We start from the raw sequence: 23,373 nt of genomic DNA on the forward strand, positions 1-23,373 counted from the left end.
GTCTTGCGACATAAGGCCATAAGATGCCGAGTAACGGACAGATCAATCAGCGGCAGCCTACGGGCGAGCGGCAGATACCGGCATTGGCCGGCCTGCCGCGCCCGCTGTATGCCCGTGCTGAAAGCCTCACTGCCGGTTCGTGGACGCCGCCCCATCGCCACGACTGGGTGCAGTTTTCCTACGCCATCAGTGGGGTTCTGGGGGTGCATACCGCCGAGGGCAGTTTCTTTGCGCCGCCGCAGTGGGGCGTCTGGGTGCCTGCCGGGCTTGAGCATGAGGTGGTGACCTCCATGCGCGCCGAAATGCGCAGCCTGTACATTCGCACGGCAGATTCGGGGTGGGCACCGCAGCGCTGCAGGGTGCTGGAAGTCACGCCACTGGCCCGTGAGCTGATCAAGAGCTTCTGCCTTCTGCCCGTGGATTATCCAGAGCAGGACAGCCATGAGGCGCGGCTGGTGCAGGTCCTGCTGGATCAACTGGCGCAGTTGCCCGAAGTCGGCTTTTCACTGCCGTTGCCGCGTCATCCGCGTTTGCTGGGGCTGTGCAACGAGTTGATCGAGGAGCCGGGTCGGTTGATTACCCTGCACGACTGGGCCGCCCGTCTCGGGACCTCCGAGAAAACCCTGATGCGAATGTTTCAGCGGGAAACCGGATTGAGCTTTCGCGGCTGGCGGCAGCGGGCACGGTTACTGTCTTCGCTTTCTGCACTGGAAGAGGGCGCCAGTGTGACGCATACCGCGCTGGCCTGCGGTTATGACTCGACGTCAGCATTCATCGCTGCGTTCAAGGGTTTGTTCGGTCACACCCCCGGTGACTTGTTCAAGTAAGGCCGGGATGCCTTGTGCACTAACGAGTGCATCCAACACTGTTTTTTCTGCTTTTACATGTTTTGTCCCGGAATATCTTCGACCTGCTGTACGGCACGAAAGGTGCTTTAAACCGGGGGATTGCGTGGTTTTTTCTTAAAAAACCTTTCAATCCACAGGGGGTTACCCCTACTCGCTGGCGGAGGATTGCCGTATAACGGCAACAATCGCGTATCTGGCAACAAAGGACCCACAATAAAAGCTGATGAAAACTCCTAAACGCATTGAACCCCTGATCGAAGACGGTCTGGTCGACGAGGTGCTGCGCCCGCTCATGAGTGGTAAAGAGGCAGCTGTTTATGTGGTGCGTTGCGGCAATGAGCTGCGGTGTGCCAAGGTTTACAAGGAGGCTAACAAACGCAGTTTCCGTCAGGCGGCCGAGTATCAGGAAGGCCGCAAGGTACGCAACAGCCGACAGGCCCGCGCCATGGCCAAGGGCTCGAAGTTCGGGCGCAAGGAAACCGAAGACGCCTGGCAGAATGCCGAAGTGGCTGCGCTGTTTCGTCTGGCCAGCGCAGGTGTTCGGGTGCCCAAGCCGTATGACTTCCTGGAAGGCGTGCTGCTCATGGAACTGGTGGCCGACGAGTACGGCGATGCAGCGCCGCGTCTGAACGACGTCGTGCTGGAGCCGGATCAGGCGCGCGAGTATCACGCATTCCTGATCGAGCAGATCGTGCTGATGTTGTGTGCCGGTCTGGTGCACGGTGACCTGTCCGAGTTCAACGTGCTGCTGGCGCCGTCCGGCCCGGTCATCATCGACTTGCCGCAAGCGGTCGATGCCGCGGGCAACAACCATGCGTTCAGCATGCTGGAGCGCGACGTCGGCAACATGGCGCTGTACTTCGGCCGCTTCGCTCCGGAGCTCAGAAAGACCAAGTACGCCAAGGAAATGTGGTCGTACTACGAGGCAGGCACCTTGTCGCCCGCCACGGTGCTGACCGGCGAATTCGATGAGCCGGAGGACGAAGCCGATGTGGGCGGCGTACTGCGCGAAATCGAAGCCGCCCGCCTCGACGAAGCCCGCCGCCAGGCAGCTCGCGCGGCAGACGATGCTCCACCAAGCAAATCCACCGAAGAACCACCACCGCCGTGGATGCAGTAACGCCCTTTCGCGAGCAGGCGCGCTCCCGCAGGGAGTGCGTGTGGCAGGCGCTCCGTCGAGTGATGCAGTAAGTAAGACCATTGTGGGAGCGAGCTCGCTCGCGAAGGCGATTGATCAGGCGCGCTGTTTTCGGAGCCTGTACGGGCCCTTTCGCGAGCAAGCTCGCTCCCACGGAGCGCGTGCAGGCGCTCCATCGAGTGGATGCGGTGAGACCCTTGTGGAAGTGGCTAGCAGCACCCGCCCGACGCCAGGTCCTTGAGGATCGGGCAGTCAGGGCGGTCGTCGCCTTGGCAATGTTCCACCAGTTCCCGAAGCGTATCGCGCAGGCTCGCCAGTTCTTCGATCTTCTTGTTCAGCTCGACAATGTGTTGCCGGGCCAGCGCCTTGACGTCGGCGCTGGCCCGCTGGCGGTCCTGCCAGAGGGTCAGCAGTTTGCCGACTTCTTCCAGCGAAAACCCCAAGTCCCTTGAGCGCTTGATGAACGCCAGCGTGTGCAGATCGTCCGCGCTGTACACGCGATAGCCGCTGTCGCTGCGATGCGCCGCCTGCAACAGGCCGATGGATTCGTAATAGCGGATCATCTTGGCGCTCAAGCCACTGTTTTTCGCCGCTTGACCGATATTCATGGTGCGTCCTCCAGGTCGCGGGGTTTCCAGGTTTTCAGCAGCAGCGCATTGCTCACCACGCTGACACTCGACAGCGCCATGGCCGCGCCCGCCAATACCGGATTGAGATAGCCCAGCGCCGCGAGCGGAATGCCGATCAGGTTGTAGACGAACGCCCAGAACAGGTTCTGGCGGATTTTCGCGTAGGTCCTTCGGCTAATGTCGAGGGCTGCCGGAACCAGTCGCGGATCGCCGCGCATCAGGGTGATGCCCGCTGCATGCATGGCGACATCGGTCCCGCCGCCCATCGCTATACCGACATCCGCCGCCGCCAGCGCCGGAGCATCGTTGATGCCGTCACCGACCATCGCGACCACATGATGGCTTTTCAGTTGAGTGACGGTGGCCGCCTTGTCGGCAGGCAGCACTTCGGCATGCACGTCGTGTATCCCCAATGTCCTGGCAACCACTTGGGCACTGCCACGGTTATCGCCAGTCAGCAGATGGCTGGTGATGCCCCGCGCATTCAGCGCTTTGATCGCCTGATCGGTTCCGGGCTTGAGCGTGTCACCAAAGGCAAACATGCCGATCACCTTTGGCTCTGGAGCCTGCTCGATCAGCCAGGACAGCGTGCGCCCCTCGGCTTCCCAGATGCGCGCGGACTCGGCCAGATCGCCCATCGGCAGGCCGCTTTCCTCCAGCAAACGTCGATTGCCCAGCGCCAGTTCACGGCCCTGAACGCTGCCAGCGATGCCCCGACCACTCAGGACGCGGCTGTTTTGCGCGGCATCAGGCTTGAGTTGCCATTCATGACACACATCCAGCACTGCTTTGGCCAAGGGGTGTTCACTGCCGCGTTGCAGCGCCCCCGCCAGTTGCAGAAGGTGTTCTTCATTGCCCAGCACCGCGCTCATGTTGGTGATACGCGGCGTGCCCGAGGTCAGCGTGCCGGTTTTGTCGAACACCACGGCATCGACCTCGTGAGCCCGTTCCAGCGCTTCGGCGTCCTTGATCAGAATGCCGTAGCGCGCAGCCACGCCGGTCCCGGCCATGATCGCTGTCGGCGTCGCAAGGCCCAGCGAGCAAGGGCAGGCGATCACCAGTACAGCGACGGCATTGATCAGCGCGACTTCAAGCGAGGCACCGACCAGCAGCCAGCCGACCAGCGTGAGCAAGGCAATCACCAGTACGGTCGGCACGAACACCTGGCTGACTTTATCCACCAGTTTCTGGATCGGAGCCTTGCCTGCCTGGGCGTCCTCGACCAGACGAATGATGCGCGCCAGCACCGTTTCTGCGCCCAGCGCTGTGGTCCTGATCAGCAATTGGCCTTCGCCATTGATAGCCCCGCCGGTGACCTTGTCGCCCGGTTGCTTGACCACCGGCAGGCTTTCACCGGTGATCAGCGCTTCGTCGGCATGGCTGCGGCCTTCGACCACTTCGCCGTCCACCGGAAAGCGTTCGCCGGGTTTGACCAGCACCCGATCATCAAGCTGCAGCGCGCTGATAGCGACGTCCTGTTCGAGGCCGTCGACCACCCGCAGGGCACGCTCCGGGCGCAGTGCTTCAAGGGCACGGATAGCACTGGCGGTCTGGCGCTTGGCGCGGCTTTCCAGGTATTTGCCCAGCAGCACCAGCGCGATTACCACCGCCGATGCTTCGAAATACAAATGCGGCGTTGTGCCAGGCGCAGCGTGCAGCCATTGATAGACGCTCAGGCCGTAGCCGGCGCTGGTACCGATGGCGACCAGCAGGTCCATATTGCCGGCACCTGCGCGCACGGCTTTCCAGGCGGCCACGTAAAAGCGTGCGCCAAGGATGAACTGCACCGGCGTCGCCAGCGCAAACTGCACCCACGCGGGCAGCATCCAGTGCACGCCCAGCGGGGTCAGCAGCATCGGCAGGATCAGCGGCAGCGCCAGCGCGATGGCCAGCAGCAAGGCCCAGCGCTCGTTATGCAAGTGACGGGCTTTTTGATCGGCTTCGGCGTGACGATCCTGGCTCAGGGTGGCGCCATAACCGGCGCGGCTGACGGCGTCGATCAGGGTTTGCGGATCGGTGTGCGCTGCGGTGTCTACATGGGCGCGTTCATTGGCCAGGTTGACCGTTACGCTGTTGACCCCCGGCACTTTGGCCAGGGCACGCTCGACCCGACCTGCGCAACTGGCGCAGGTCATGCCGCTGATCGGCAGGTCGAAGGTGGTGGTGTCTTGCATGTGAATCACTCCCTGAGGCTGGCTGCCTGCAAGGATCAACCTTGCCATATGGGCAAGGTCAAGCGCGAATCAATAGTTGAGGTCGGCTTTCTTGAGGTACAGCCCGTTGAGGTCGGTAGCAATGCGGTACTTGAGGATATCCCCGGAGCGCAGCTGAATCTTGGTGCTGCGCGGCGCTTCCATGCCGGGTTCACAGCCCACGACATTGCCGCGCAGGGTGCTCAGCCGCACCGAGACTTCACCTGCCGGCAGGTTGAAGGACACCGAGTCTTCCTGAAACAGCCTGCCGGCCAGGCGGTCCTGAACGTAGATGCCGATCTCGCAGGAAGTCGCGACTTCCAGGCGCTCGCGGGAAATGATCAGGATGCCGTAGTCCTGAGCCGCCTGAGTGGCAGGGGTGATAGCCAGGAAACCGAGAATGCTGAAGAGGCTGACTGCTGACCAGCGCATCGCTGATACTCCTGATGTAAATGTGGCTGACGGTATAGGTGTCGATCACTCAGCTTGGCTCACGATTACGCCGAATGCCAGCCCGGCAGCAATGACAGAAACTTGACCTTGCCATGATGACAAGGTTGAAGATGCTCACTGTTCATCACTGAAGGAGTGACACCATGCAGTTATTCAACGTTCAAGGCATGACCTGCGGGCACTGTGTTCGCGCGGTGACCGAGGCCATCAAGCATGACGATCCGAGCGCCGATGTTCAGGTCGAACTGGCCAGTAAACAGGTCAAGGTGCAAAGCAGTTTGTCGCCCGAGCGGATTGTCAGCCTGATCAGCGAAGAGGGTTATCAGGCGCAGCCGGCATGATCCAGACCCGGGAGATCAAGGCGGTCTCCCGGTCTGTAAACATTGAAAAATTTTGAATTAATTCCCCCGTCCGTCGTTCTCTGCAAGGTAAGCCGGGTAAACTAGCCCGTTGCTCTGCATCCGTTAATGGACACCCGATGAATCTACGAACGATCCTTATCCTTGGCTCATTGAGCGCCTTCGGCCCTCTGGCCATCGACTTCTATCTTCCTGGCTTTCCGGCCATGGCCTCGTATTTCGGGACCGATGAAAAACACGTACAGCTGACCCTGGCGGCCTACTTTTTGGGGCTTTCCCTGGGACAACTGGCCTATGGTCCGGTGGCTGACCGGTTCGGTCGGCGCATTCCGTTACTGGTTGGCGTGACCCTGTTCATGCTGGCCTCGGTCGCCTGCGCCTTTGCGCCGAGTCTTGAATGGCTGATCGCTGCACGCTTCGTGCAGGCGCTGGGTGGCTGTGCCGGAATGGTCTTGTCGCGCGCCATCGTCAGCGACAAGTGCAACGCTGTCGAGTCGGCCAAGGTCTTCTCGCAACTGATGCTGGTCATGGGCCTGGCACCGATTCTGGCTCCCATGCTGGGCGGCGTGCTGGTCAGCACCTTTGGCTGGCAATCGATCTTCGTCAGCCTGGCCCTGTTCAGCGGTGCCTGTCTGGCGGCCGTCGCACTGGGGTTGCCGGAAAGCATGCCGGCCACCACGCCGCGCCAGCCGTTGAGCGGCGCGCTGGGCCAGTACCTCAATCTGTTCAAGGACGGCGTGTTCATTGGTCATGCGCTGACCGGTGGCATCGCCATGGCCGGGATGTTCGCTTACGTCGCGGGCTCGCCGTTTGTGTTCATCAAGCTGTATGGCGTGCCTGCCGAGCACTACGGCTGGTTGTTCGGGATGAATGCGGCGGGCTTCATTCTGGTGGCGCAGATCAATGCGCGTATTCTGCGCAAGACCGGTCCGGCGTTTTTGCTGTCGCGCACGGTCTGGATATATCTGGCTGCGGGGCTGGTGTTGCTGGCGATCAGCTTGCTGCGCACCGAAGCGCTTTGGCCGCTGCTGGTGCCGCTGTTCATTTGTGTGGCGAGTCTTGGGTGCATCATCCCCAATGCATCGGCCTGCGCCATGAATGGCCAGTGGGCGCGCGCGGGCAGTGCGTCGGCGTTGCTGGGGTGCCTGCAATTCAGCGTTGCCGCCGTCGCCGCCAGTCTGGTGGGCTTGCTGCATGATGGCACGGCCACGCCAATGGCGCTGGTCATCAGCCTGTGCGGCGTGCTGACCGTGGGCATCTCGGTGCTGACGCGCCGTGCGCAGGCGCGGCGCGACGCATCGCTCCAGACCGCCTGATCGCCAAAGCGGTGGTATCAGTCGCGCCGGGCGTGACTGATACCATCGACTTCACACGGCCCAGGCCTCTGTGGCTCAGAAACCTTCCAGCACGACCTTGCCCTTGGCCTTGCCGCTTTCCAGCAGGGCATGAGCGCGGCGCAGGTTTTCGGCATTGATGGTGCCGAAGTGCTCGCCAAAGGTGGTTTTCAGCGTACCGGCGTCGATCAGCTCGGCAACCCGGTTGAGCAGGTTGTGCTGCTCGATCATGTCCTCGGTTTCAAACATCGACCGGGTGTACATGAACTCCCAATGCAGCGACAGGCTCTTGCGCTTGAGTTTCGACACATCCAGCGACTTGGGGTCGTCGATCAGCGCCAGCTTGCCTTGTGGCTTGAGTGCCTCGACGAGCTGATCCAGATGCTGTTCGGTCTGGGTCAGGCTGGCCACATGAGTCACGTGGTTCAGGCCGACGCGCTTGAGTTCTTCGCTCAGCGGCTTGCTGTGATCCAGCACATGGTGCGCGCCCAGTTCGCTGACCCAGCTTTCGGTCTCGGGCCGCGAGGCGGTGCCGATGACTTTCAGCGAGGTCAGTTTGCGCGCCAGCTGGGTGAGGATCGAACCCACGCCACCGGCAGCACCGACGATCAGCAGGCTGTGTGCGCCTTCACCTTTTTGCTGCGGGATCTGCAGTCGCTCGAACAGCAGTTCCCAGGCGGTGATGGCTGTCAACGGCAGCGCCGCCGCATGGGCGAAGCTCAGGGTCTTGGGCATGTGGCCAACGATGCGTTCATCCACCACGTGCAACTCGCTATTGGCACCTGGCCGGGTCAGAGAGCCTGCATAGAACACCTTGTCGCCCGGCTTGAACAGCGTGACCTGACTGCCGACAGCCTTCACCACACCCGCCACGTCCCAGCCCAGCACCTTGCCTGCACCGTCCTCAGGCTGGACGTTCTGGCGGATCTTGGTGTCCACCGGGTTGACGGAGATAGCCTTGACCTCGACCAGCAGATCGCGATCGCCAGCCACCGGCTCGGGCAGCTCGATATCCTGCAATGATTTCACGTCGCTGATGGGCAGGGACTGATAGTACGCAATGGCTTTCATGTCAGGGGCCTCTCCGAAAGAAAATGATGAAGAGATCATTGGCTATTTCCAGCAAAGATAAAACCCGCTAAAACGGCAGGCTCTTTCAATTTTATTTTGATAATACGGGGCCTTGATGCTGCGTTTTGATGACTTGCAGTTGTTCGTACGTGCAGCGGATCTGGGCAGCCTTTCTGCCGCAGCGCGGGTCATGGACCTGTCTGCGGCGGTTGCCAGCGCGGCGCTCAAGCGTATCGAACGGCAGTTGGGCGCGCGCTTGCTGGCCCGTTCGACGCGCAGCCTGCGCCTGACTGCCGAAGGCGAGGGGTTTCTGGAATACGCGCGTGCTGCGCTGGGCAGCCTTGAGGAGGGGCGGCGTTTGCTGGCCAGCAGCCAGGACCGTTGCGAGGGCGTGCTGCAACTCTCGGCGCCATCGGACCTGGGGCGCAACGTGCTGTTGCCGTGGCTCGACGAATTTCAACAGCAGCATCCGCAACTGACTGTGCGTCTGCTGCTGGGTGATCGTATTGCCGATCTGTTCCGCCAGCCTGTCGACGTGGCGCTGCGCTACGGCGAGCCGGAAGACTCCAGCCTGGTCGCACTGCCAGTGTTGCCTGACAACCGCCGGGTACTGTGTGCGGCGCCGAGTTACCTGCAGCGTCATGGCGAGCCGCATCAGGTCGAGCAACTGGCGCAGCATAACTGCCTGCTGTTCATGCTCGGTGATCGCGTTCATGACCGTTGGACGCTGAACGACGGCAAGCGCGAAATAAGTCTGACGGTCAGCGGCAACCGGTTCAGCGACGATGCCGACGTGGTGCGCCGCTGGGCGGTTGCGGGCGAAGGTGTGGCATACAAATCCTGGCTGGACGTGGCCGCTGATGTGCGGGCCGGGCACCTGAAAGTGTTGATGCCCGACCTGATCGGGGAGCGTGCGCCATTGAACCTGTTGTGCGCGCATCGGGCGCAACTCAGCAAGCCTGTCATTCTGTTACTGGAAATGCTCAGGTCACGGTGTAAGCAACATGCTGTAAGTCTGTCGTCCGCCAGCGTGTTTTAATCGCCGCGCCCCAGTAGGAAATGACCTTCGGAAATGTCGGAAAATATAATTTTCGAAGGCCGTTCAATAACGCGAAGTTTCGCTGCCGGAACAAAGTTGAAACTGACTGTTGTTGAGTGGATTTGGCATTTTTGTCATAGCCATTACGCTTGTCTTTTTAATCCTCTTTTGAAGTGTCGCTGCAAACCCCTTGAATAGAGGGGTTGCGGTGTAGTCGCGGGAATAACTTGATGTTGATGGAGCACGCCATACTTGGGCGATTTTTTGCGTCGTGGTGTACCCACCGTGTGTAAGAGGCGTTTTTCACCCAACGGGGGCGGAGGGCATAGAGTTTATACTTGTCATGACATATAAGAGCCACGTTCAACTCTATCGAGGCGTGATTGCTTTCACCCAGTCATCACCATAGATGAATGTTTCAACAGGGAGTGAACACATGGAATACGGACCTTGCATCAGCCAGATCGCAACCTTGCTGGCTGACCCCAAGCGCAGCGCAATGATCTGGGCACTGATGGATGGTACTGCTCGCCCTGCCGATGAATTGGCAATCCTGGCGGGACTCTCGACTTCTTCTGCCGGCGCCCATCTGGCGCGGCTGACCAGTGGTGGTCTGTTGAAACAGGAGGTCCGCGGCCGCAAGCGCTTCTTTCGCCTCGCTGCGCCGGAAGTGGGGGCGGCGGTCGAGGCCTTGGCCTGTGCTTCGCTGGCCAGTGCTGAACAGATCAATCGTCGCTTTGCCCAGCCTGCGCCGCCCTTGCCGCTGCGCCGCGCAAGAGTCTGCTCCGATCATCTGGGTGGCGAGATGGCTGCCGAGCTTTATCAGCGCCTGCTGGAGGCGGGCTGGATAGAACAGCAGGAGAAGCGCGTCGAAGTCACCAGCAAGGGTGTGGCCAGATTTGCCGAACGCGGTATCTACATTCCCGCACTGGCGCAACGCAAGCGCGAAACGGTGTGTGTCTGTCCGAAATGGAACGATAGCAATCCGCATCTGGGCGGCGCGCTGGGGGCGGGGTTGTTGCAGCTTTTCATTCAGATGGGCTGGCTGCGCACCACTGAAGAGTCCAGCACCTTGCAGGTCTCATCCAGTGGGCAGCGGGAAATCAGCAAAATCGCAGCGGCGGCCTGACGGGAGCGGCAGGTGTGGCGCGCTCCACCACTAACGTACTACCGGTCCGCGTCGGCACGCAGTTCCGGACGCTCCGCGTTCTCTTGCGACGCAGAGCGTCGCGAAAGGCATTCCCACGCGGAGCGTGAGGAACGATGGAGGCGCCTGCCCCACCACTATCGTGCCAATGCTCCGCGTTGGTATGCAGTTCCTGACGCTCTGCGTCCTCTGCGACGCAGAGCATGAGCAGCGATGGATGTAACTCGCTCATTCCCTCTTTAGGGCTTGACCAGTCGTGCATCCAGGCTGTTTTGCGCCAGGCGTATGGCCTGATCTTCGGTCATGCCCAGGTGGGTGTACAGCGCGTGGAAGTTCTCGGTCACGTAGCCACCGAAGTAGGCCGGGTCGTCCGAGTTGACGGTGACCTTCACGCCACGCTCGAGCATGTCGAGGATGTTGTGCTGGGCCATGTCGTCGAACACACAAAGCTTGGTGTTGGACAGCGGGCAGACGGTCAACGGGATCTGTTCGTCGATGATGCGTTGCATCAGCCGCTCGTCTTCGATGGCGCGAACGCCGTGGTCGATGCGCTCTATCTTCAGCAGGTCCAGTGCTTCCCAGATGTATTCCGGCGGACCTTCTTCCCCGGCGTGAGCCACAGTCAGGAAGCCTTCGTTGCGCGCGCGATCGAACACACGCTGGAACTTGCTCGGTGGATGGCCCATCTCCGAGCTGTCGAGGCCCACGGCAACGAACGCATCACGGAACGGCAGCGCCTGATCGAGGGTTTTTTCGGCTTCTTCCTGGGACAGGTGGCGCAGGAAACTCAGGATCAGGCCGCTGTCGACGCCCAGCTTCGACTTGCCATCTTTCAGCGCACCGGTAATCCCGGCCAGTACCACTTCGAACGGGATACCACGGTCGGTGTGGGTTTGCGGATCGAAGAACGGTTCGGTGTGGATAACGTTCTGTGCCTTGCAGCGCAGCAGGTAGGCCCACGTCAGGTCGTAGAAGTCCTGTTCGGTGCGCAATACGTCTGCGCCCCGGTAATACAGATCGAGGAATTCCTGCAGGTTGTTGAAGGCATACGCCTTGCGCAGGGTTTCGACGTCATCCCACGGCAGGGCAATCCTGTTGCGCTCGGCCAGGGCGAACAGCAACTCGGGTTCCAGCGAGCCTTCGAGGTGCAAGTGCAGTTCTGCCTTGGGCAGGGCGTTCAACCAGTCGTACATATTCTTTTCTCATCAGGTGCAGATCTCGGACATTCTACAGATGCACGTCGCTGCGCAGGGTAAAACCTGACTGAACGTTCAACTTGCCTCCTGTTCGCGGCGATAAGCGTAGGTATCCGCGAAGCGCGACAGCAGAAATTCGGCGCAGGTGGTCACCGTATAGCGGGCAGGATGATCGTCGCTCTGGCAACCGGGCAGGCATTCGATGCGCGTGTCGGGGTGCGGTTCGGCGAAGAACGGCATGGAGTAGCGATCGACCCCGAGCGGGCTGATGACCCGATGCGGCGTGGACAGGTAACGATCGTTGCTCCAGCGCGCCATCATATCGCCCAGATTGACCACGAAGGTGCCGTCAAGCGGTGGCGCGTCGATCCATTCGCCACGCACATCACGCACCTGCAAGCCGCCCGCTGTGTCCTGATACAGCAGAGTGATGCAGCCATAATCGGTATGTGCGCCTGCGCCTTGTTGCTCGGCCGAGGTCGCTGTATCACGCGGCGGGTAATGAATCATGCGCAGCACGCTGACCGGGTCCTTGAAGCGCTGATCGAAGAAATCGCGCTCGATGCCCAGTGCCAGGGTCATGGCGCGCAGCAGGGTTTGCGCCAGCGCCTGCATGTCCAGATAGTGTTGCTCCATCAGCGCTTCCCAGCCGGGAATGTCCGGATGCCGGTTTGGCCCACGCAGCGGTTTGCCCGCCAGCACGTCGGGATGACGGGCATCCAGGTGCAGGCCCATGTCGAAGGTTTCCTTGAGGTCACTCGGCAGGCTGGGGTCCAGTTGTTCGGTGGCGATGGCGCCGTAGCCGCGATGATGGGTGCTTTGGGTGATATCGATCAGGAGCTTTTCAGCTGCCGGCCGGGCGAAGAAGTCCTTTGCCGCCGATTGCACCTGCTCGATGCGTTGCGCGCTGATCGGGTGGCCCTTGATGTAAAAGAAGCCCCATGCCCGACAGGCACTGTCGATTTGCCCGGCAACATCCTGCCAGGCCTGAGTGTCCGTGCCGTAGAGCGGGGCGATGTCGATGACGGGAAGCTGGTCCATTAACCGGTCCTGAAAGGAAGTGTCGGGTGTCGATGATCGTGCCTGGCGCAGCAGGCACGATGGTCAGGCAAGTGGCGGACTGATTACTTGGGCAGCTCGGCCTTGATGCCTTCGACGTAGTAGTTCATCGATGCCAGCTCGGCGTTGGTCGCGACCACACCGTCAGCAATTTTCACGGTGCCGTTCTGGTCCTTGATCGGGCCGGTGAACGGGTGGAATTCGCCGCTTTCAATACTGGCAATGATCTTCTGCGCTTCGGCCTTCACGTCAGCAGGCACCACGTCGCTGATCGGCAATTCGACCGTTCCTTCCTTCAGGCCGCCCCAGTAATCCTGTGGTTTCCAGGTCCCTGCGATGGCGCCTTCGGCGGCCTGAATGTAGTGCGGGCCCCAGTTGTTGACGATGGAGGTCAGCACTGCTTTCGGTCCGAAGTGAGCCATGTCCGAGGCATAACCGACGGCATACACGCCGCGACGCTCGGCGGTCTGGATCGGCGCAGGGCTGTCGGTGTGCTGGAACACCACGTCCACGCCCTGATCGATCAACGCATTGGCCGCATCGGCTTCCTTGCCCGGATCGAACCAGGAGTTGACCCACACCACCTTGATCTCGGTGCCCGGGTTGTATTTGTTCAGCGCCAACTGGATGGCGTCGATGTCGCGCAGCACTTCAGGAATCGGGAACGAAGCGACATAACCGATCTTCTTGGTCTTGGTCATCTTCGCGGCGATGTAACCGCTCACGTAACGACCTTCATAGGTGCGGGCCAGATAAGTGCCCATGTTCTTGTCCTGCTTGTAGCCGGTCGCGTGCTCGAACTTCACCTTGGGGAACTGCTTGGCGACTTTCAGCGTGGGGTTCATGTAGCCGAACGAGGTACTGAAGATCAGGTCATAACCACCCTTGGCCATGTTGCGGATAACCCGCTCGGCGTCCGCGCCCTCCGGCACGTTTTCCACGTAGCTGCTGGTCACCTTGTCACCCAGCGCCTTGACCATCGCCTGACGGCCCTGTTCATGCTGATAGGTCCAGCCGTGGTCGCCGATGGGGCCGATGTAGACGAATCCGACTTTCAGCGGATCGGCTGCCGAGGCGAGCAGGCTGGAGCCGATGCCGACAACGGCGGCCATGGCACACAGCAGTTTTTTCAGAGGACGACGTGGGTTGGTCAGGTGCATCGGGTCTAGCTCCTTGCGGTCTTGTTGGAGTGCATACCCCGACAATGCAAATAACTGACCAACAGGACAACTTACGATGCTGGCGCGCTTTGCCGCTTGCCTGCCTGTTTCACCATGCAGCGGGAAGGTGCAGACGCTGCAGGTTACGCCGCTAACTGGTGCAGCGCGTGCTGCGCTCGACGATGCACATCGGCGTACCGGCCACGGGTTCGCGCATGATCTGCACCTGCACATCGAACACCTGGCAGACCAGCTCGGCCGTCAGTACATCACCCGGCGCGCCGCAGGTCACCAGACGTCCACCCTGCATGACCGCCAGGTGGTCGGCGTAGCGGCAGGCCTGATTGATGTCATGCAGCACGGTAATCACCGTCTTGCCTTCGGCGCTCAGCTCACGCATCAGGTCCAGCAGCTCGACCTGATGGCTGATGTCCAGATAGGTGGTCGGCTCGTCGAGCAGGACGATGGCCGCGTCCTGCGCAAGGATCATCGCCAGCCAGGCGCGCTGTCGTTGCCCGCCGGACAGATCCGACAGCGGGCGCTCGGCCAGTGTGTCCAGCTCCATGCGCTGCAAGGCTTGATCGACACTGCGTTGATCGGCGTCACTCAGGCGACCCCACAGACTGTTGTGCGGACTGCGGCCGTACGCCACCAGCTGGCGTACGCTGACGCCTTCCGGAATCGGCAGCACTTGCGGCAGAAAAGCCACCTTGCGCGCCAGCTCGTTGGCCGACAGCTGGCGGTAGGCCGTGCCATCCAGACTGAGACTGCCCGATTGCGGGGTGAGAATTCGGGCGAAGGCCTTGAGCAGGGTGGATTTGCCGCAGCCATTGGGGCCGATCAGCGCAGTGACCTGCGCAGGCGGCGGGCTGAACGACAGGTCTTGCACGATGCGCGTTGCGCCGTAGCCGATGTCGAGTTGCTGCGCCTTCAGAATAGTCATGGGATCAACCTTTGAATCGGGCCAGCAGCCAGAGGAAATACGGAGCGCCAATCACCGCCGTGAGAATCCCGGCCGGAATTTCGCTGGGCGCGATCAGCGTGCGTCCCAGCGTGTCTGCCAGCACCAGTAATAACGCACCCAGCACCATCGAGGCGGGCAGCAGGTACTGATGATGACCGCCGACCAGACGACGGGCCATGTGTGGTGCGACCAGGCCGACGAAGCTCACCGGGCCTATAATGCCCACCCCCAGGCTGGTCAACAGCACGGCACTGCCCATCGACAGCCAGCGCGTACGCGTGAGGCCGGTGCCCAGGCTCTGCGCCGCCTCGTCACCCAGGCCGATCAGGTTCAGTGGTTTGGCCAGCAGCAGGCTGAGCGGGATCAGCAGCAGAAGCGGCGTGGCCAGCAGGACGTGGTGCCAGTTGCGGCTCCACAAACTGCCGGTCAGCGCCAGCAGGGCGGTGTTGATATCCAGCGGGTTGGACAGGATCAGGAACTCGGTGATGCTCGACAGCGTCACAGCAATCGCCACCCCGGACAGCGCGAAACGTACCCCGGAAAACTGCACGCCGGCGTTATACAACGCCAGCAGCAGCGCACCCGCCGCGCCGCCCAGACACGCCACAAACGGCAGCGCCGATACCGGTAACTGTGGCAGGCCGATAATCGCAATGGTCAGCGCCAGCCCGGCACCCTGGGTGACGCCGAGGATTTCCGGCGAGGCCAGCGGGTTGCGAATCACGCCTTGCACGATGGCGCCCGCCAGGCCGAACGCGCAGCCGGTCATGATTGCGATCAGGCCGCGTGGCAGGCGGTGATTCCAGACTTCGAAGTCCTTGCTGTCGTGGGCGATCAGGTGATCGAGCACGGCGCCGGGTGTCAGCCACACGGTCCCAGCGCTGAGGCTCAGCAGCAGGGCGAGTGCCAGCAGAGTCATCAGCAGCAACAGCCTTGAGCGCGGGTGGTTCATAGCGCACGCCTCGCCAGAAACAGAAAGAACGGCGCGCCGATCAATGCCGTCACTACCCCGGCCGGTGTTTCCACCGGGAAGGCCACGGCGCGGCTGATCAGGTCCGAGGCCAGCACGATGGCCGCGCCCAGGCCGGCGCTGATCGGGATCAGCCAGCGGTAGTCATTGCCCAGCCACTGGCGAGCGATGTTCGGCGCGATCAGGCCGACAAAGGCGATCGGCCCGACTGCACAGACACTGGCGCCAACCAGCAGCAGGCTGACCACGAATACCAGCAGGCGTAACGCACCGATGCGCACGCCCAGCGAACGCGCAGCGTCTTCACCGAGGTTGATCAGGTTCAAGCGCGGCGCACAGGCAATCGCCAGCACCACGCCGATCAGCGTGCACGGCCAGAGCAGTTGCAATTGCGCCGCGCCGACATTGGCCAGTGACCCTGCCAGCCAGTTGAGGACACTTTGCGCCTGCGCTTCGACAAGAATTACGGTGAGACGGGTCAAGGCTGCGCACAGTGCGGCGACGGCGACACCCGCCAGCACCAGTCGCCCCTGAGCGGTGGCAGGCGACCATGCGCCGCCAAGACTGAACACTGTGATCCATGCCAGTGCACCGCCGAGGCAGGTCATTAAAAGAGCGCCACCGGGGAAGGGCAGAGCGACCAGACCTGTGGAAAACAGCGCCAGCCCCAACGCTGCGCCCGCCGTGACGCCAAACAATGACGGGGAGGCCAGACGGTTGCGGGTGATGCCCTGCATCAACGCGCCCGCCACGCCCAGGCAGGCACCGACCAGTGCCGCGCACAGGGCGCGTGGCACGCGCAGTTGCGCGACGATGTAAGCGATATTACCGCCCTCGCGGCCCTGCGTGATCAGTCCGTTCCAGGCATCCACCTGACGAATGCTGAACGACGACAGGGCGAACAGCGACACCCAGAACAGTCCCAGGCAGGTCGCGGTGATCACGCCTGCCATCAGCCAGCGACGCATTTACGGGTTCAGCACGGCCTTGCCGCCCTTGAGTACGGCAAGCGCATCGTCGGCGATCTGCTCGGACGCCATGATCCCGCGATTGCGCGCCCAGCTGTCGCCATCCACTTCAGCTACCTGCTTGTTACGTACTGCGCCAAGCACCTGCCACAGCGGCTGCTTGCTCCAGCTGTCGACGATGCTCGGGCGACGATAATGACCGACCAGCAACCAGTTCGGGTCCAATGCCAGCAACTGCTCCAGGCTGACGAACTCGGTGGGCGCGGCGTCTTTGCGTACTTCCGGGACCTTCAGACCGATCGCCTGCAACACGCTGCCCGCATAAGAGTGCGGGCCATGTACCGAGAAGCTGTCTTCGCGGGCGACGCCGAACAGCACGTTGGTGTTGGCCGGAATCTGCTCGGCAACAGTCTTCAGGTGCTGGCGGTTCTCCGCGATCCGCGCCTGCATCTCTGGGCCTTTGCCCAGCGCCACGCCGATCAGCTCGGCAGATTTCAGACTGCCCTGATAATCCTCGCCGCGTGACGGCAGCATCAGCGTCGGTGCCAGGCTGGCGAGGTCGTTGTACAGCGCCTGATGGCGACCGAGGTCGGCAATGATCAGGTCCGGCTTGAGCCGCGCGATCACTTCTATATTGGGTTGCGAGCGCAGGCCCACAGACTGCCATTCGCCGACGGCCTTGCGCACCTTGGGCAGTACGCGGTTGGCATCGCCATCGTCGGCGGCACCGACCGGCGTCACACCGACCGAAGCCAGTCCGTCGAGAAACGAAAACTCCAGCACCACCACGCGCTTGGGGGTGTCAGGCAGGTGAACTTTGTGTTGGCCGTCATCGATGTCGATAGGTGCGGCCTGGGCTGCACTCGCCATCAGGGTCAGCAGGCCGCAAGCCAGCAGATGCGGAAGTCGAAAAGCACGCATGGCAAAGGTCCTTTCTAACAAAACGGAATCAGGAAAAACAGGCGCGCCCTGAAGGCCGCGAAGAAAACGGCAGGCACTATTGTTGAAAACGGCGGGCACTATTTCACATCGTGGCGACGGGATCAAAAGTCATTTACGCGTGGGTGCGGTTCGCATTCGGGCTATTTTATGAAACCTTTTGTCACACAAGCTACTCTGACACGCTTCACTGTTGGCCACCTTCATGTACATCCGCGGCGATGTCGCAAGGTTTGGGGAATAAAAATGGGCGCATTGCTCAAGCAAGAAAAGTTTCTGTTGCTGGCAATTATTGCCATGTTCGTCGCTTATCCACTGGAGCACGTGCTGGTAGGCAACGGTCAGGTCGTGGCGCTGGTGTCCGGGCTGGCGCTGGTCGCGTTCATCATCTGCGCCTCGATGCGCGTTGCCCACCATGCCGAGATGCTGGCGGAAAAGGTCGGCGATCCTTACGGCACGATGATCCTCACGCTGTCGGCGGTGACGGTCGAAGTGGTGATCCTGGCGATCATGATGAGCAACGAGCCGTCGCCAACGCTGGTGCGGGACACGATTTATTCGGCGGTGATGCTCGACATCAACGGCATCCTCGGTCTTGCGGCGCTGATGGGCGGTATCAAGCACGGCGAGCAGTCATACAACGATGATTCGGCGCGCACCTACAGCGTGATGATCCTCACCGCGATGGGCGTGTCGATGGTCGTACCCGAGTTCATTCCCAAGGGTGACTGGAAGATCTATTCGGCGTTTACCATCGGCGCGATGATCCTGCTCTACACCCTGTTCCTGCGCATGCAGGTCGGGCCGCACAGTTACTTTTTCAGCTACAGCTACCCGGAAAAGAAGAAGCGTCAGAGTCAGGGTTCCAATACGGCTGAAGAGCACGCAGAACCGGTCAATCTGACCCGCTCAATTGCCACACTGGTTGTCGGCGTGGTGGTGATCGGCGCGCTGGCCGAAGTGATGTCGAAGACGGTTGACCTGGGCCTGGAAGGCACCGGTGCACCGCCGGTGATGACCGCCATCCTGGTCGCCGCCATCTCTGCCGCGCCGGAGATCCTCACGGCCCTGCGTGCCGCGCTGGCCAACCGCATGCAGTCGGTGGTCAACATCGCCCTGGGTGCGTCGCTGTCGACCGTGATCCTGACCGTTCCGGTCATGGAAGCCATGGCGCTTTACAGTGGCCAGCCTTTCCAGATGGCCATGACTCCGGTGCAGACCGTGATGATCTTCATCACCCTGCTGGTGTCCGCCATCAACCTCAACGACGGCGAAACCAACGCCATCGAAGGCATGACCCACTTCGTGCTGTTCGCGACGTTCATCATGCTCTCGTGTCTGGGGCTTTAGGGCCTATTGCCTATCGCTCCCACGCTCTGCGTCGCAAGAGGACGCAGAGCGTCCTGAACGGCATGCCGACGCGGAGCGTCGCACGATAGTTGAGATTATCGCCCCGCACGTTCAGCCCCGAATCAACTCCCGCGCGGCCTGGCTGTGATCGGCAATCAACTGCTTGATGTCCAGGCCTTCGACCTGGCCGTCGATCACTCGCCATTGTCCTGCGATCATCACCCGATCGGCACGGTCCGCGCCGCACAGCAGCAGCGCTGACAGCGGATCATGGCTGCCGGAAAAGCGCAGTTCGTCCAGCTTGAACAACGCCAGATCAGCCTGTTTACCCACCGCCAGTTCACCGAGGTCAGTGCGTCCCAGCAATTGCGCCGACCCCTTGGTGGCCCAGCCCAGCACGAGCTGCGGAGTGATTTTTTCGGCGCCGTAGCGCAGGCGTTGCAGGTAAAGCGCCTGGCGGGTTTCCAGGATCATGTTCGATGCGTCGTTGGACGCCGAACCATCGACCCCAAGCCCCAACGGCGCGCCAGCAGCGAGCAGGTCCAGGGTCGGACAGATGCCGGAGGCCAGGCGCATGTTCGAGCTCGGGCAGTGGCAGACACCCGTACCTGCTGCGCCGAGACGGGCGATTTCGTCGGGGTTGAAGTGGATGCCATGGGCCAGCCAGGTACGCGGTCCCAACCAGCCGACACTGTCCAGATAATCCACGGTGCGCAGGCCGAAGCGTTGCAGGCAGAAGTCTTCTTCGTCGAGGGTTTCAGCCAGGTGGGTGTGCAGGCGCACGTCGAGTTTTTCTGCCATGGCCGCACTCTCGGCCATGATCTGCGGCGTGACCGAAAACGGCGAGCAGGGTGCCAGCGCGATCTGGATCTTCGCGCCGTCACCACGCTCATGGTAGGTCTCGATCAAACGCTGGCTGTCGGCCAGAATCACCTCGCCCTGCTGCACGGTTTGCTGCGGCGGCAAGCCTCCATCCGCTTCGCCCAGGCTCATCGAACCGCGCGTCAGCATCGCGCGCATGCCCAGCTCCCGAACGCTCTGCACCTGAACATCGATAGCGTGTTCAAGCCCGTCGGGAAACAGATAGTGGTGGTCAGCAGCGGTTGTGCACCCGGACAGTAACAGCTCGGCCAGCGCCACCTTGCTGGCGACCGCGAGCTTCTCCGGCGTCAGGCGCGCCCATACCGGGTACAGGGTTTTCAGCCAAGGGAACAACGGCTGATTGACCACTGGTGCCCAGGCCCGCGTGAGGGTTTGATAGAAGTGATGGTGCGTGTTGATCAACCCCGGCAGCAACACATGCTCACGGGCATCGAACGTCTGAGTGCAGGGCGTTGACGGGAGCTGCCCGGCGGCCAGCACTTCAGTGATGACGCCGCCTTCGATCACCAGACCGCCACGGGCGTCCAGGTCATTGGCAGTGAACACGGCAAGGGGATTTTTCAACCAGATACGGATCGCAGGCATGGGCCGGCTCCTCTGAAAGACAGGTTCAGGTTAGCCAGCTCAGTGTTGCCCTGTCTGCTGATCCAGGGTCGCCGGGGTCAGGTGCGCCCCGGCGAAGGACGGCGATTCTAGTCGAGCAGCCGATTACCAGGCAATCGTCTTGCCCTGGTAGTCGATGAAGTGATGGCCGCCCTTGCCGGCGTAGGCATTGAGCTGTTCGACAAGCCCAGTGGTGCTGGTCATCACGTCGATGGCGGCATTTTCGCCGCCCATGTCGGTCTTCACCCAGCCCGGATGCATAGACAAAACGGTAGGACGGTTCTCGCCCAGCTCGGTGACAAAGGTATTGGTCATCGAATTGAGTGCAGCCTTGCTGGCCTTGTACAACGCAAGGTTTGCGCCGTCCGGGCAAGTGACGCTGCCCAGCCACGAACTCATGAACGCCAGGACGCCCGTGCCGGGACGAAGTTGATCGACGAAGCGTTCGGCCAGACGAATCGGTGCCACCGCGTTGGTCAGGAACAACTGCCCGAGTTCGGCAGCGGTAGACTTCGCCGCGCTCTGGTGTGCCGCGCCACTGATGCCGGCATTGACGAACAGCACGTCGAACACTTCACCGCGCAGCTTCTGGACCAGCACTTCAAGCGAGGCCGTTTCGTCCAGATCCACCGCTTCGATGCGCACGCCCTCGACCGCTTTGAGGTTTTCAGCGTTCTGCGGATCACGCACCGTGGCGGTGACCTGCCAGCCCTGTTCGGTCAAGCGCTGCACCAGCCCGAGGCCCAGGCCACGCGAAGCACCGATGATCAGGGCGGTTTTCTTGGTAGTGGTCATGAATGATTCCTTGGCAGATTGAGAGACAGACTCCATGGCAGTGCCAGCAAGGCCTCTCGAAAGTTTCGACCCCGCAGCGTACTACTGCCTATGCAGTGTTGGAATCTCCGTGAGCCGGAAACGTTCAAGGTAGATGTCTGACGCTGAGCATCGGCGCGATAGTCGGGATTATCGTTCCGCACGCTCCAGCGTGGGAATGCCGTTCATGACGCTCTGCGTCAACCATCTGCGCCGCGAGCTCCCTCAATGCCCCGCCCGCCAAGGCTGGCCCAGCGATACCGGCGCATACAGCCGGGTGCGCAAGGCGTCGCGGGAGAGCAGGACGAGGACGATGATGGTGGCGAGGTAAGGCAGCATCGCCAGCAGGTTGGACGGGATGGCCAGGCCGATGCCTTGCGCGACCAGGTGCAGGATGCTGGCGAGGCCGAACAGGTACGCACCGAGCAGTAGACGCCACACGCGCCAGCTGGCGAACACCACCAGCGCCAAGGCTATCCAGCCGCGTCCGGCGCTCATGTTTTCTGCCCACATCGGCGTGTAGGCCAGCGACAGGTAGGCCCCGGCCAGCCCAGCCATTGCGCCGCCGAACAGCACGGCCAACGTGCGTACACGCAACACTGGCAAGCCCATGGCGCTGGCCGCATCGGGATTTTCGCCGACCGCCTGGATAATCAGCCCGACGCGGCTTTTCAGCAGCGCCCAGGCGACCAGTGCAAACAGCGCAAAGGACAGGTAGACCAGCAAGTCCTGGGCAAACAGCATGCGGCCGATCAGCGGAATGTCACTGAGCAGCGGGATGGCCACCGGTTCGAAACCGCTCAACGGTTTGCCGACCCAGGCGGCCCCGACAAAGCTGGAAAGGCCAACGCCGAAGATGGTCAGCGCCAGCCCGGTCGCGACCTGATTGGCGTTGAACACCAGTGCCACCAGGGCAAACAGTGCCGACAGCAGCATGCCTGCAAGCATCGCCAGCAGCACACCCAGCCAGAGGTTGCCGGTGTTCAGGGCGACGATGAAACCGATCACTGCGCCAAACAGCATCATGCCTTCCTGACCGAGGTTGATGACGCCGCTTTTTTCGCAGATAAGTTCGCCCAGCGCCACCAGCAGCAAGGGGGTTCCGCAGCGGACCATGGCGTAGAAAATGTTGCTCAGCAGGTCGATATCCATCATGCGGCTCCTGTGACGGCTGTCATCTGGCGCTTGGCCCAGTGCAGTTTCAAACGTGGGCGATAGAGAATCAGCACATCACAGGCCAGCAGGAAAAACAGCATCATCCCCTGAAACAACTGCGTGATTGCCAACGGCAGGTTCAAGGTCATTTGCGCGCTTTCTCCGCCCAGATACAGTAGGGCGATCAACAGGCTGGAGAACAGAATGCCGATGGGGTTGAGGCGGCCGAGAAAGGCCACGGTGATCGCGGCATAGCCGTAACCTGGCGAGACCTGCGGCACCAGTTGACCGATCGGCCCGGTCACTTCCGATACGCCGGCCAGCCCGGCCAGCGCGCCACTGATCAACAGTGCGAGCCAAACCAGGCGTTTTTCTCGAAAGCCGACGAACCCGGCAGCACGCTTGTCCAGGCCCAGCACCTTGATCTGAAAACCGACGAAACTGCGCTGCAGCAGCACCCACACCGCGACCAGCGCAAGCAGGGCGAAGTACACGCCGATGTGCGCGCGGCCATCCTCCATCAACAGCGGCAGACGGCTGGCGTCGCCGAAAGTCGCTGACTCCGGGAAGTTCATGCCGGCCGGGTCCTTCAGCGGCCCGTGGACGAAGTACAGCAGCAAGTTGAGGGCGATGTAGTTGAGCATGATGCTGGTGAGGATTTCATTGGCGTTGAAGTGCGTGCGCAGCCAGGCGGTCACGCCCGCCCAGGCCGCGCCGGCGAGGGTGCCGGCCAGCAGCACCATGACCAGTGCCCAACGACTCTCCATCTCGATGATATTCACCGCCACGGCACTGCCCGCCAATGCGCCGAGCAGCAACTGGCCTTCCGCCCCGATGTTCCAGATACGCGCCTGATAGGCGACCGCCAGACCCAGCGCGCAGAGCAGAATCGGCAGGGTCTTGACCATCAATTCCGACAGGCCGTACCAGTCGCTGACCGGCGCGATCAGCAAGGTGTGCAGCGTCACCCAAGGGTTCAGGCCCAGGCCGATGAACAGCAGTGAACCGCAGACCAGGGTCAGCACCGCAGCCAGTAAAGGGGAGCACCACAACATCGCGCGCGATTGCTGGCCGCGCGGTTCCAGAGAAAGCAGCATGTTTCGC

22 protein-coding genes are annotated in these 23,373 nt (G+C 61.7%); 7 read left to right on the forward strand and 15 right to left on the reverse strand.

The features are described from left to right. Positions 1-23: 23 nt before the first annotated feature. Both BLR16_RS15290 and BLR16_RS15295 read left to right on the forward strand, forming a co-directional pair. Positions 24-827, forward strand: a complete 804-nt coding sequence (locus tag BLR16_RS15290; protein ID WP_054081325.1) for an AraC family transcriptional regulator — start codon at positions 24-26, stop codon at positions 825-827. 244 nt (positions 828-1,071) lie between these two features. Beyond that, complete coding sequence (locus tag BLR16_RS15295; RefSeq protein WP_003366454.1) at positions 1,072-1,968, forward strand: PA4780 family RIO1-like protein kinase; 897 nt, start codon at positions 1,072-1,074, stop codon at positions 1,966-1,968. 227 nt (positions 1,969-2,195) lie between these two features. Here the strand turns inward: BLR16_RS15295 and cueR are convergent, their stop codons facing one another. The 3 genes from cueR to BLR16_RS15310 form a co-directional block, all read right to left on the reverse strand. After that, on the reverse strand, positions 2,196-2,594 hold the full coding sequence (gene cueR / locus BLR16_RS15300) for a Cu(I)-responsive transcriptional regulator (protein ID WP_074806856.1): 399 nt from the start codon (positions 2,592-2,594) through the stop codon (positions 2,196-2,198). Beyond that, positions 2,591-4,789 (reverse strand): heavy metal translocating P-type ATPase, encoded by a 2,199-nt coding sequence (locus tag BLR16_RS15305; protein ID WP_074806859.1) that lies wholly within the window; start codon positions 4,787-4,789, stop codon positions 2,591-2,593. The genes cueR and BLR16_RS15305 overlap by 4 nt, the downstream gene beginning before the upstream one ends. 69 nt (positions 4,790-4,858) lie before the next feature. Further along, complete coding sequence (locus BLR16_RS15310) at positions 4,859-5,239, reverse strand: hypothetical protein (RefSeq protein WP_003366459.1); 381 nt, start codon at positions 5,237-5,239, stop codon at positions 4,859-4,861. A gap of 164 nt (positions 5,240-5,403) precedes the next feature. Between BLR16_RS15310 and BLR16_RS15315 the strand changes: the two genes are divergently transcribed. Continuing rightward, positions 5,404-5,601 carry a heavy-metal-associated domain-containing protein gene (locus tag BLR16_RS15315; RefSeq protein ID WP_003366461.1) on the forward strand — a complete coding sequence of 66 codons (198 nt, stop codon included), beginning with the start codon at positions 5,404-5,406 and terminating at the stop codon, positions 5,599-5,601. A 137-nt stretch (positions 5,602-5,738) separates the two neighbouring features. Continuing rightward, positions 5,739-6,935, forward strand: coding sequence for a multidrug effflux MFS transporter (locus BLR16_RS15320; RefSeq protein ID WP_032609231.1), 1,197 nt, complete (start codon positions 5,739-5,741; stop codon positions 6,933-6,935). A gap of 75 nt (positions 6,936-7,010) precedes the next feature. Here BLR16_RS15320 and BLR16_RS15325 read toward each other — a convergent pair whose 3' ends face one another. After that, positions 7,011-8,024: a zinc-binding alcohol dehydrogenase family protein gene (locus BLR16_RS15325; RefSeq protein WP_003431856.1), complete on the reverse strand. Its 1,014-nt coding sequence runs from the start codon at positions 8,022-8,024 to the stop codon at positions 7,011-7,013. A 115-nt stretch (positions 8,025-8,139) separates the two neighbouring features. Between BLR16_RS15325 and BLR16_RS15330 the strand changes: the two genes are divergently transcribed. Beyond that, positions 8,140-9,063 carry a LysR family transcriptional regulator gene (locus BLR16_RS15330; RefSeq protein WP_044309507.1) on the forward strand — a complete coding sequence of 308 codons (924 nt, stop codon included), beginning with the start codon at positions 8,140-8,142 and terminating at the stop codon, positions 9,061-9,063. Positions 9,064-9,499: 436 nt separating this feature from the next. Then, the gene (locus BLR16_RS15335) at positions 9,500-10,192 is read left to right on the forward strand and encodes an ArsR/SmtB family transcription factor (RefSeq protein WP_003350954.1); all 693 of its coding nucleotides are present in this window, start codon (positions 9,500-9,502) and stop codon (positions 10,190-10,192) included. 257 nt (positions 10,193-10,449) lie between these two features. On the opposite strand, the gene BLR16_RS15340 is transcribed toward BLR16_RS15335, so the two are convergent. The 7 genes from BLR16_RS15340 to BLR16_RS15370 all read right to left on the reverse strand — a co-directional run bounded on the left by BLR16_RS15340 (position 10,450) and on the right by BLR16_RS15370 (position 17,448). After that, the gene (locus BLR16_RS15340; RefSeq protein ID WP_058416259.1) at positions 10,450-11,403 is read right to left on the reverse strand and encodes an adenosine deaminase; all 954 of its coding nucleotides are present in this window, start codon (positions 11,401-11,403) and stop codon (positions 10,450-10,452) included. A 78-nt stretch (positions 11,404-11,481) separates the two neighbouring features. Continuing rightward, positions 11,482-12,447 carry a 2-oxoglutarate and iron-dependent oxygenase domain-containing protein gene (locus tag BLR16_RS15345; RefSeq protein ID WP_072364966.1) on the reverse strand — a complete coding sequence of 322 codons (966 nt, stop codon included), beginning with the start codon at positions 12,445-12,447 and terminating at the stop codon, positions 11,482-11,484. A gap of 83 nt (positions 12,448-12,530) precedes the next feature. Then, entirely contained in the window at positions 12,531-13,625 is a 1,095-nt protein-coding gene (locus BLR16_RS15350) for a BMP family ABC transporter substrate-binding protein (RefSeq protein WP_003366477.1), read from the reverse strand. A 151-nt stretch (positions 13,626-13,776) separates the two neighbouring features. After that, the gene (fecE, locus tag BLR16_RS15355) at positions 13,777-14,568 is read right to left on the reverse strand and encodes a Fe(3+) dicitrate ABC transporter ATP-binding protein FecE (RefSeq protein ID WP_003366479.1); all 792 of its coding nucleotides are present in this window, start codon (positions 14,566-14,568) and stop codon (positions 13,777-13,779) included. A 4-nt stretch (positions 14,569-14,572) separates the two neighbouring features. Then, entirely contained in the window at positions 14,573-15,541 is a 969-nt protein-coding gene (locus tag BLR16_RS15360) for an iron chelate uptake ABC transporter family permease subunit (RefSeq protein ID WP_058416261.1), read from the reverse strand. Then, a complete protein-coding gene (gene fecC / locus BLR16_RS15365) occupies positions 15,538-16,527 on the reverse strand; it encodes an iron-dicitrate ABC transporter permease FecC (protein ID WP_044309511.1) in 990 nt (329 codons plus the stop codon). The genes BLR16_RS15360 and fecC overlap by 4 nt, the downstream gene beginning before the upstream one ends. Then, positions 16,528-17,448, reverse strand: coding sequence for a Fe(3+) dicitrate ABC transporter substrate-binding protein FecB (locus tag BLR16_RS15370; RefSeq protein WP_003431850.1), 921 nt, complete (start codon positions 17,446-17,448; stop codon positions 16,528-16,530). Positions 17,449-17,712: 264 nt separating this feature from the next. Here BLR16_RS15370 and BLR16_RS15375 point away from each other — a divergent pair, with 264 nt between their 5' ends. After that, positions 17,713-18,816: a calcium:cation antiporter gene (locus BLR16_RS15375; RefSeq protein ID WP_003431849.1), complete on the forward strand. Its 1,104-nt coding sequence runs from the start codon at positions 17,713-17,715 to the stop codon at positions 18,814-18,816. A gap of 111 nt (positions 18,817-18,927) precedes the next feature. Here BLR16_RS15375 and BLR16_RS15380 read toward each other — a convergent pair whose 3' ends face one another. The 4 genes from BLR16_RS15380 to BLR16_RS15395 form a co-directional block, all read right to left on the reverse strand. Next, on the reverse strand, positions 18,928-20,283 hold the full coding sequence (locus BLR16_RS15380) for an 8-oxoguanine deaminase (protein WP_058416263.1): 1,356 nt from the start codon (positions 20,281-20,283) through the stop codon (positions 18,928-18,930). Positions 20,284-20,406: 123 nt separating this feature from the next. Further along, entirely contained in the window at positions 20,407-21,096 is a 690-nt protein-coding gene (locus BLR16_RS15385) for an SDR family oxidoreductase (protein ID WP_003366555.1), read from the reverse strand. A gap of 243 nt (positions 21,097-21,339) precedes the next feature. After that, positions 21,340-22,266 (reverse strand): ABC transporter permease, encoded by a 927-nt coding sequence (locus BLR16_RS15390; protein WP_003366557.1) that lies wholly within the window; start codon positions 22,264-22,266, stop codon positions 21,340-21,342. Beyond that, entirely contained in the window at positions 22,266-23,366 is a 1,101-nt protein-coding gene (locus BLR16_RS15395; RefSeq protein WP_004667295.1) for an ABC transporter permease, read from the reverse strand. Before BLR16_RS15395 ends, BLR16_RS15390 begins: the two co-directional genes overlap by 1 nt. Between the last annotated feature and the right edge of the window lie 7 nt (positions 23,367-23,373).

The sequence above is a fragment of the Pseudomonas sp. BS3767 genome, assembly GCF_900099665.1.
GTDB classification, from domain to species: domain Bacteria; phylum Pseudomonadota; class Gammaproteobacteria; order Pseudomonadales; family Pseudomonadaceae; genus Aquipseudomonas; species Aquipseudomonas cerasi.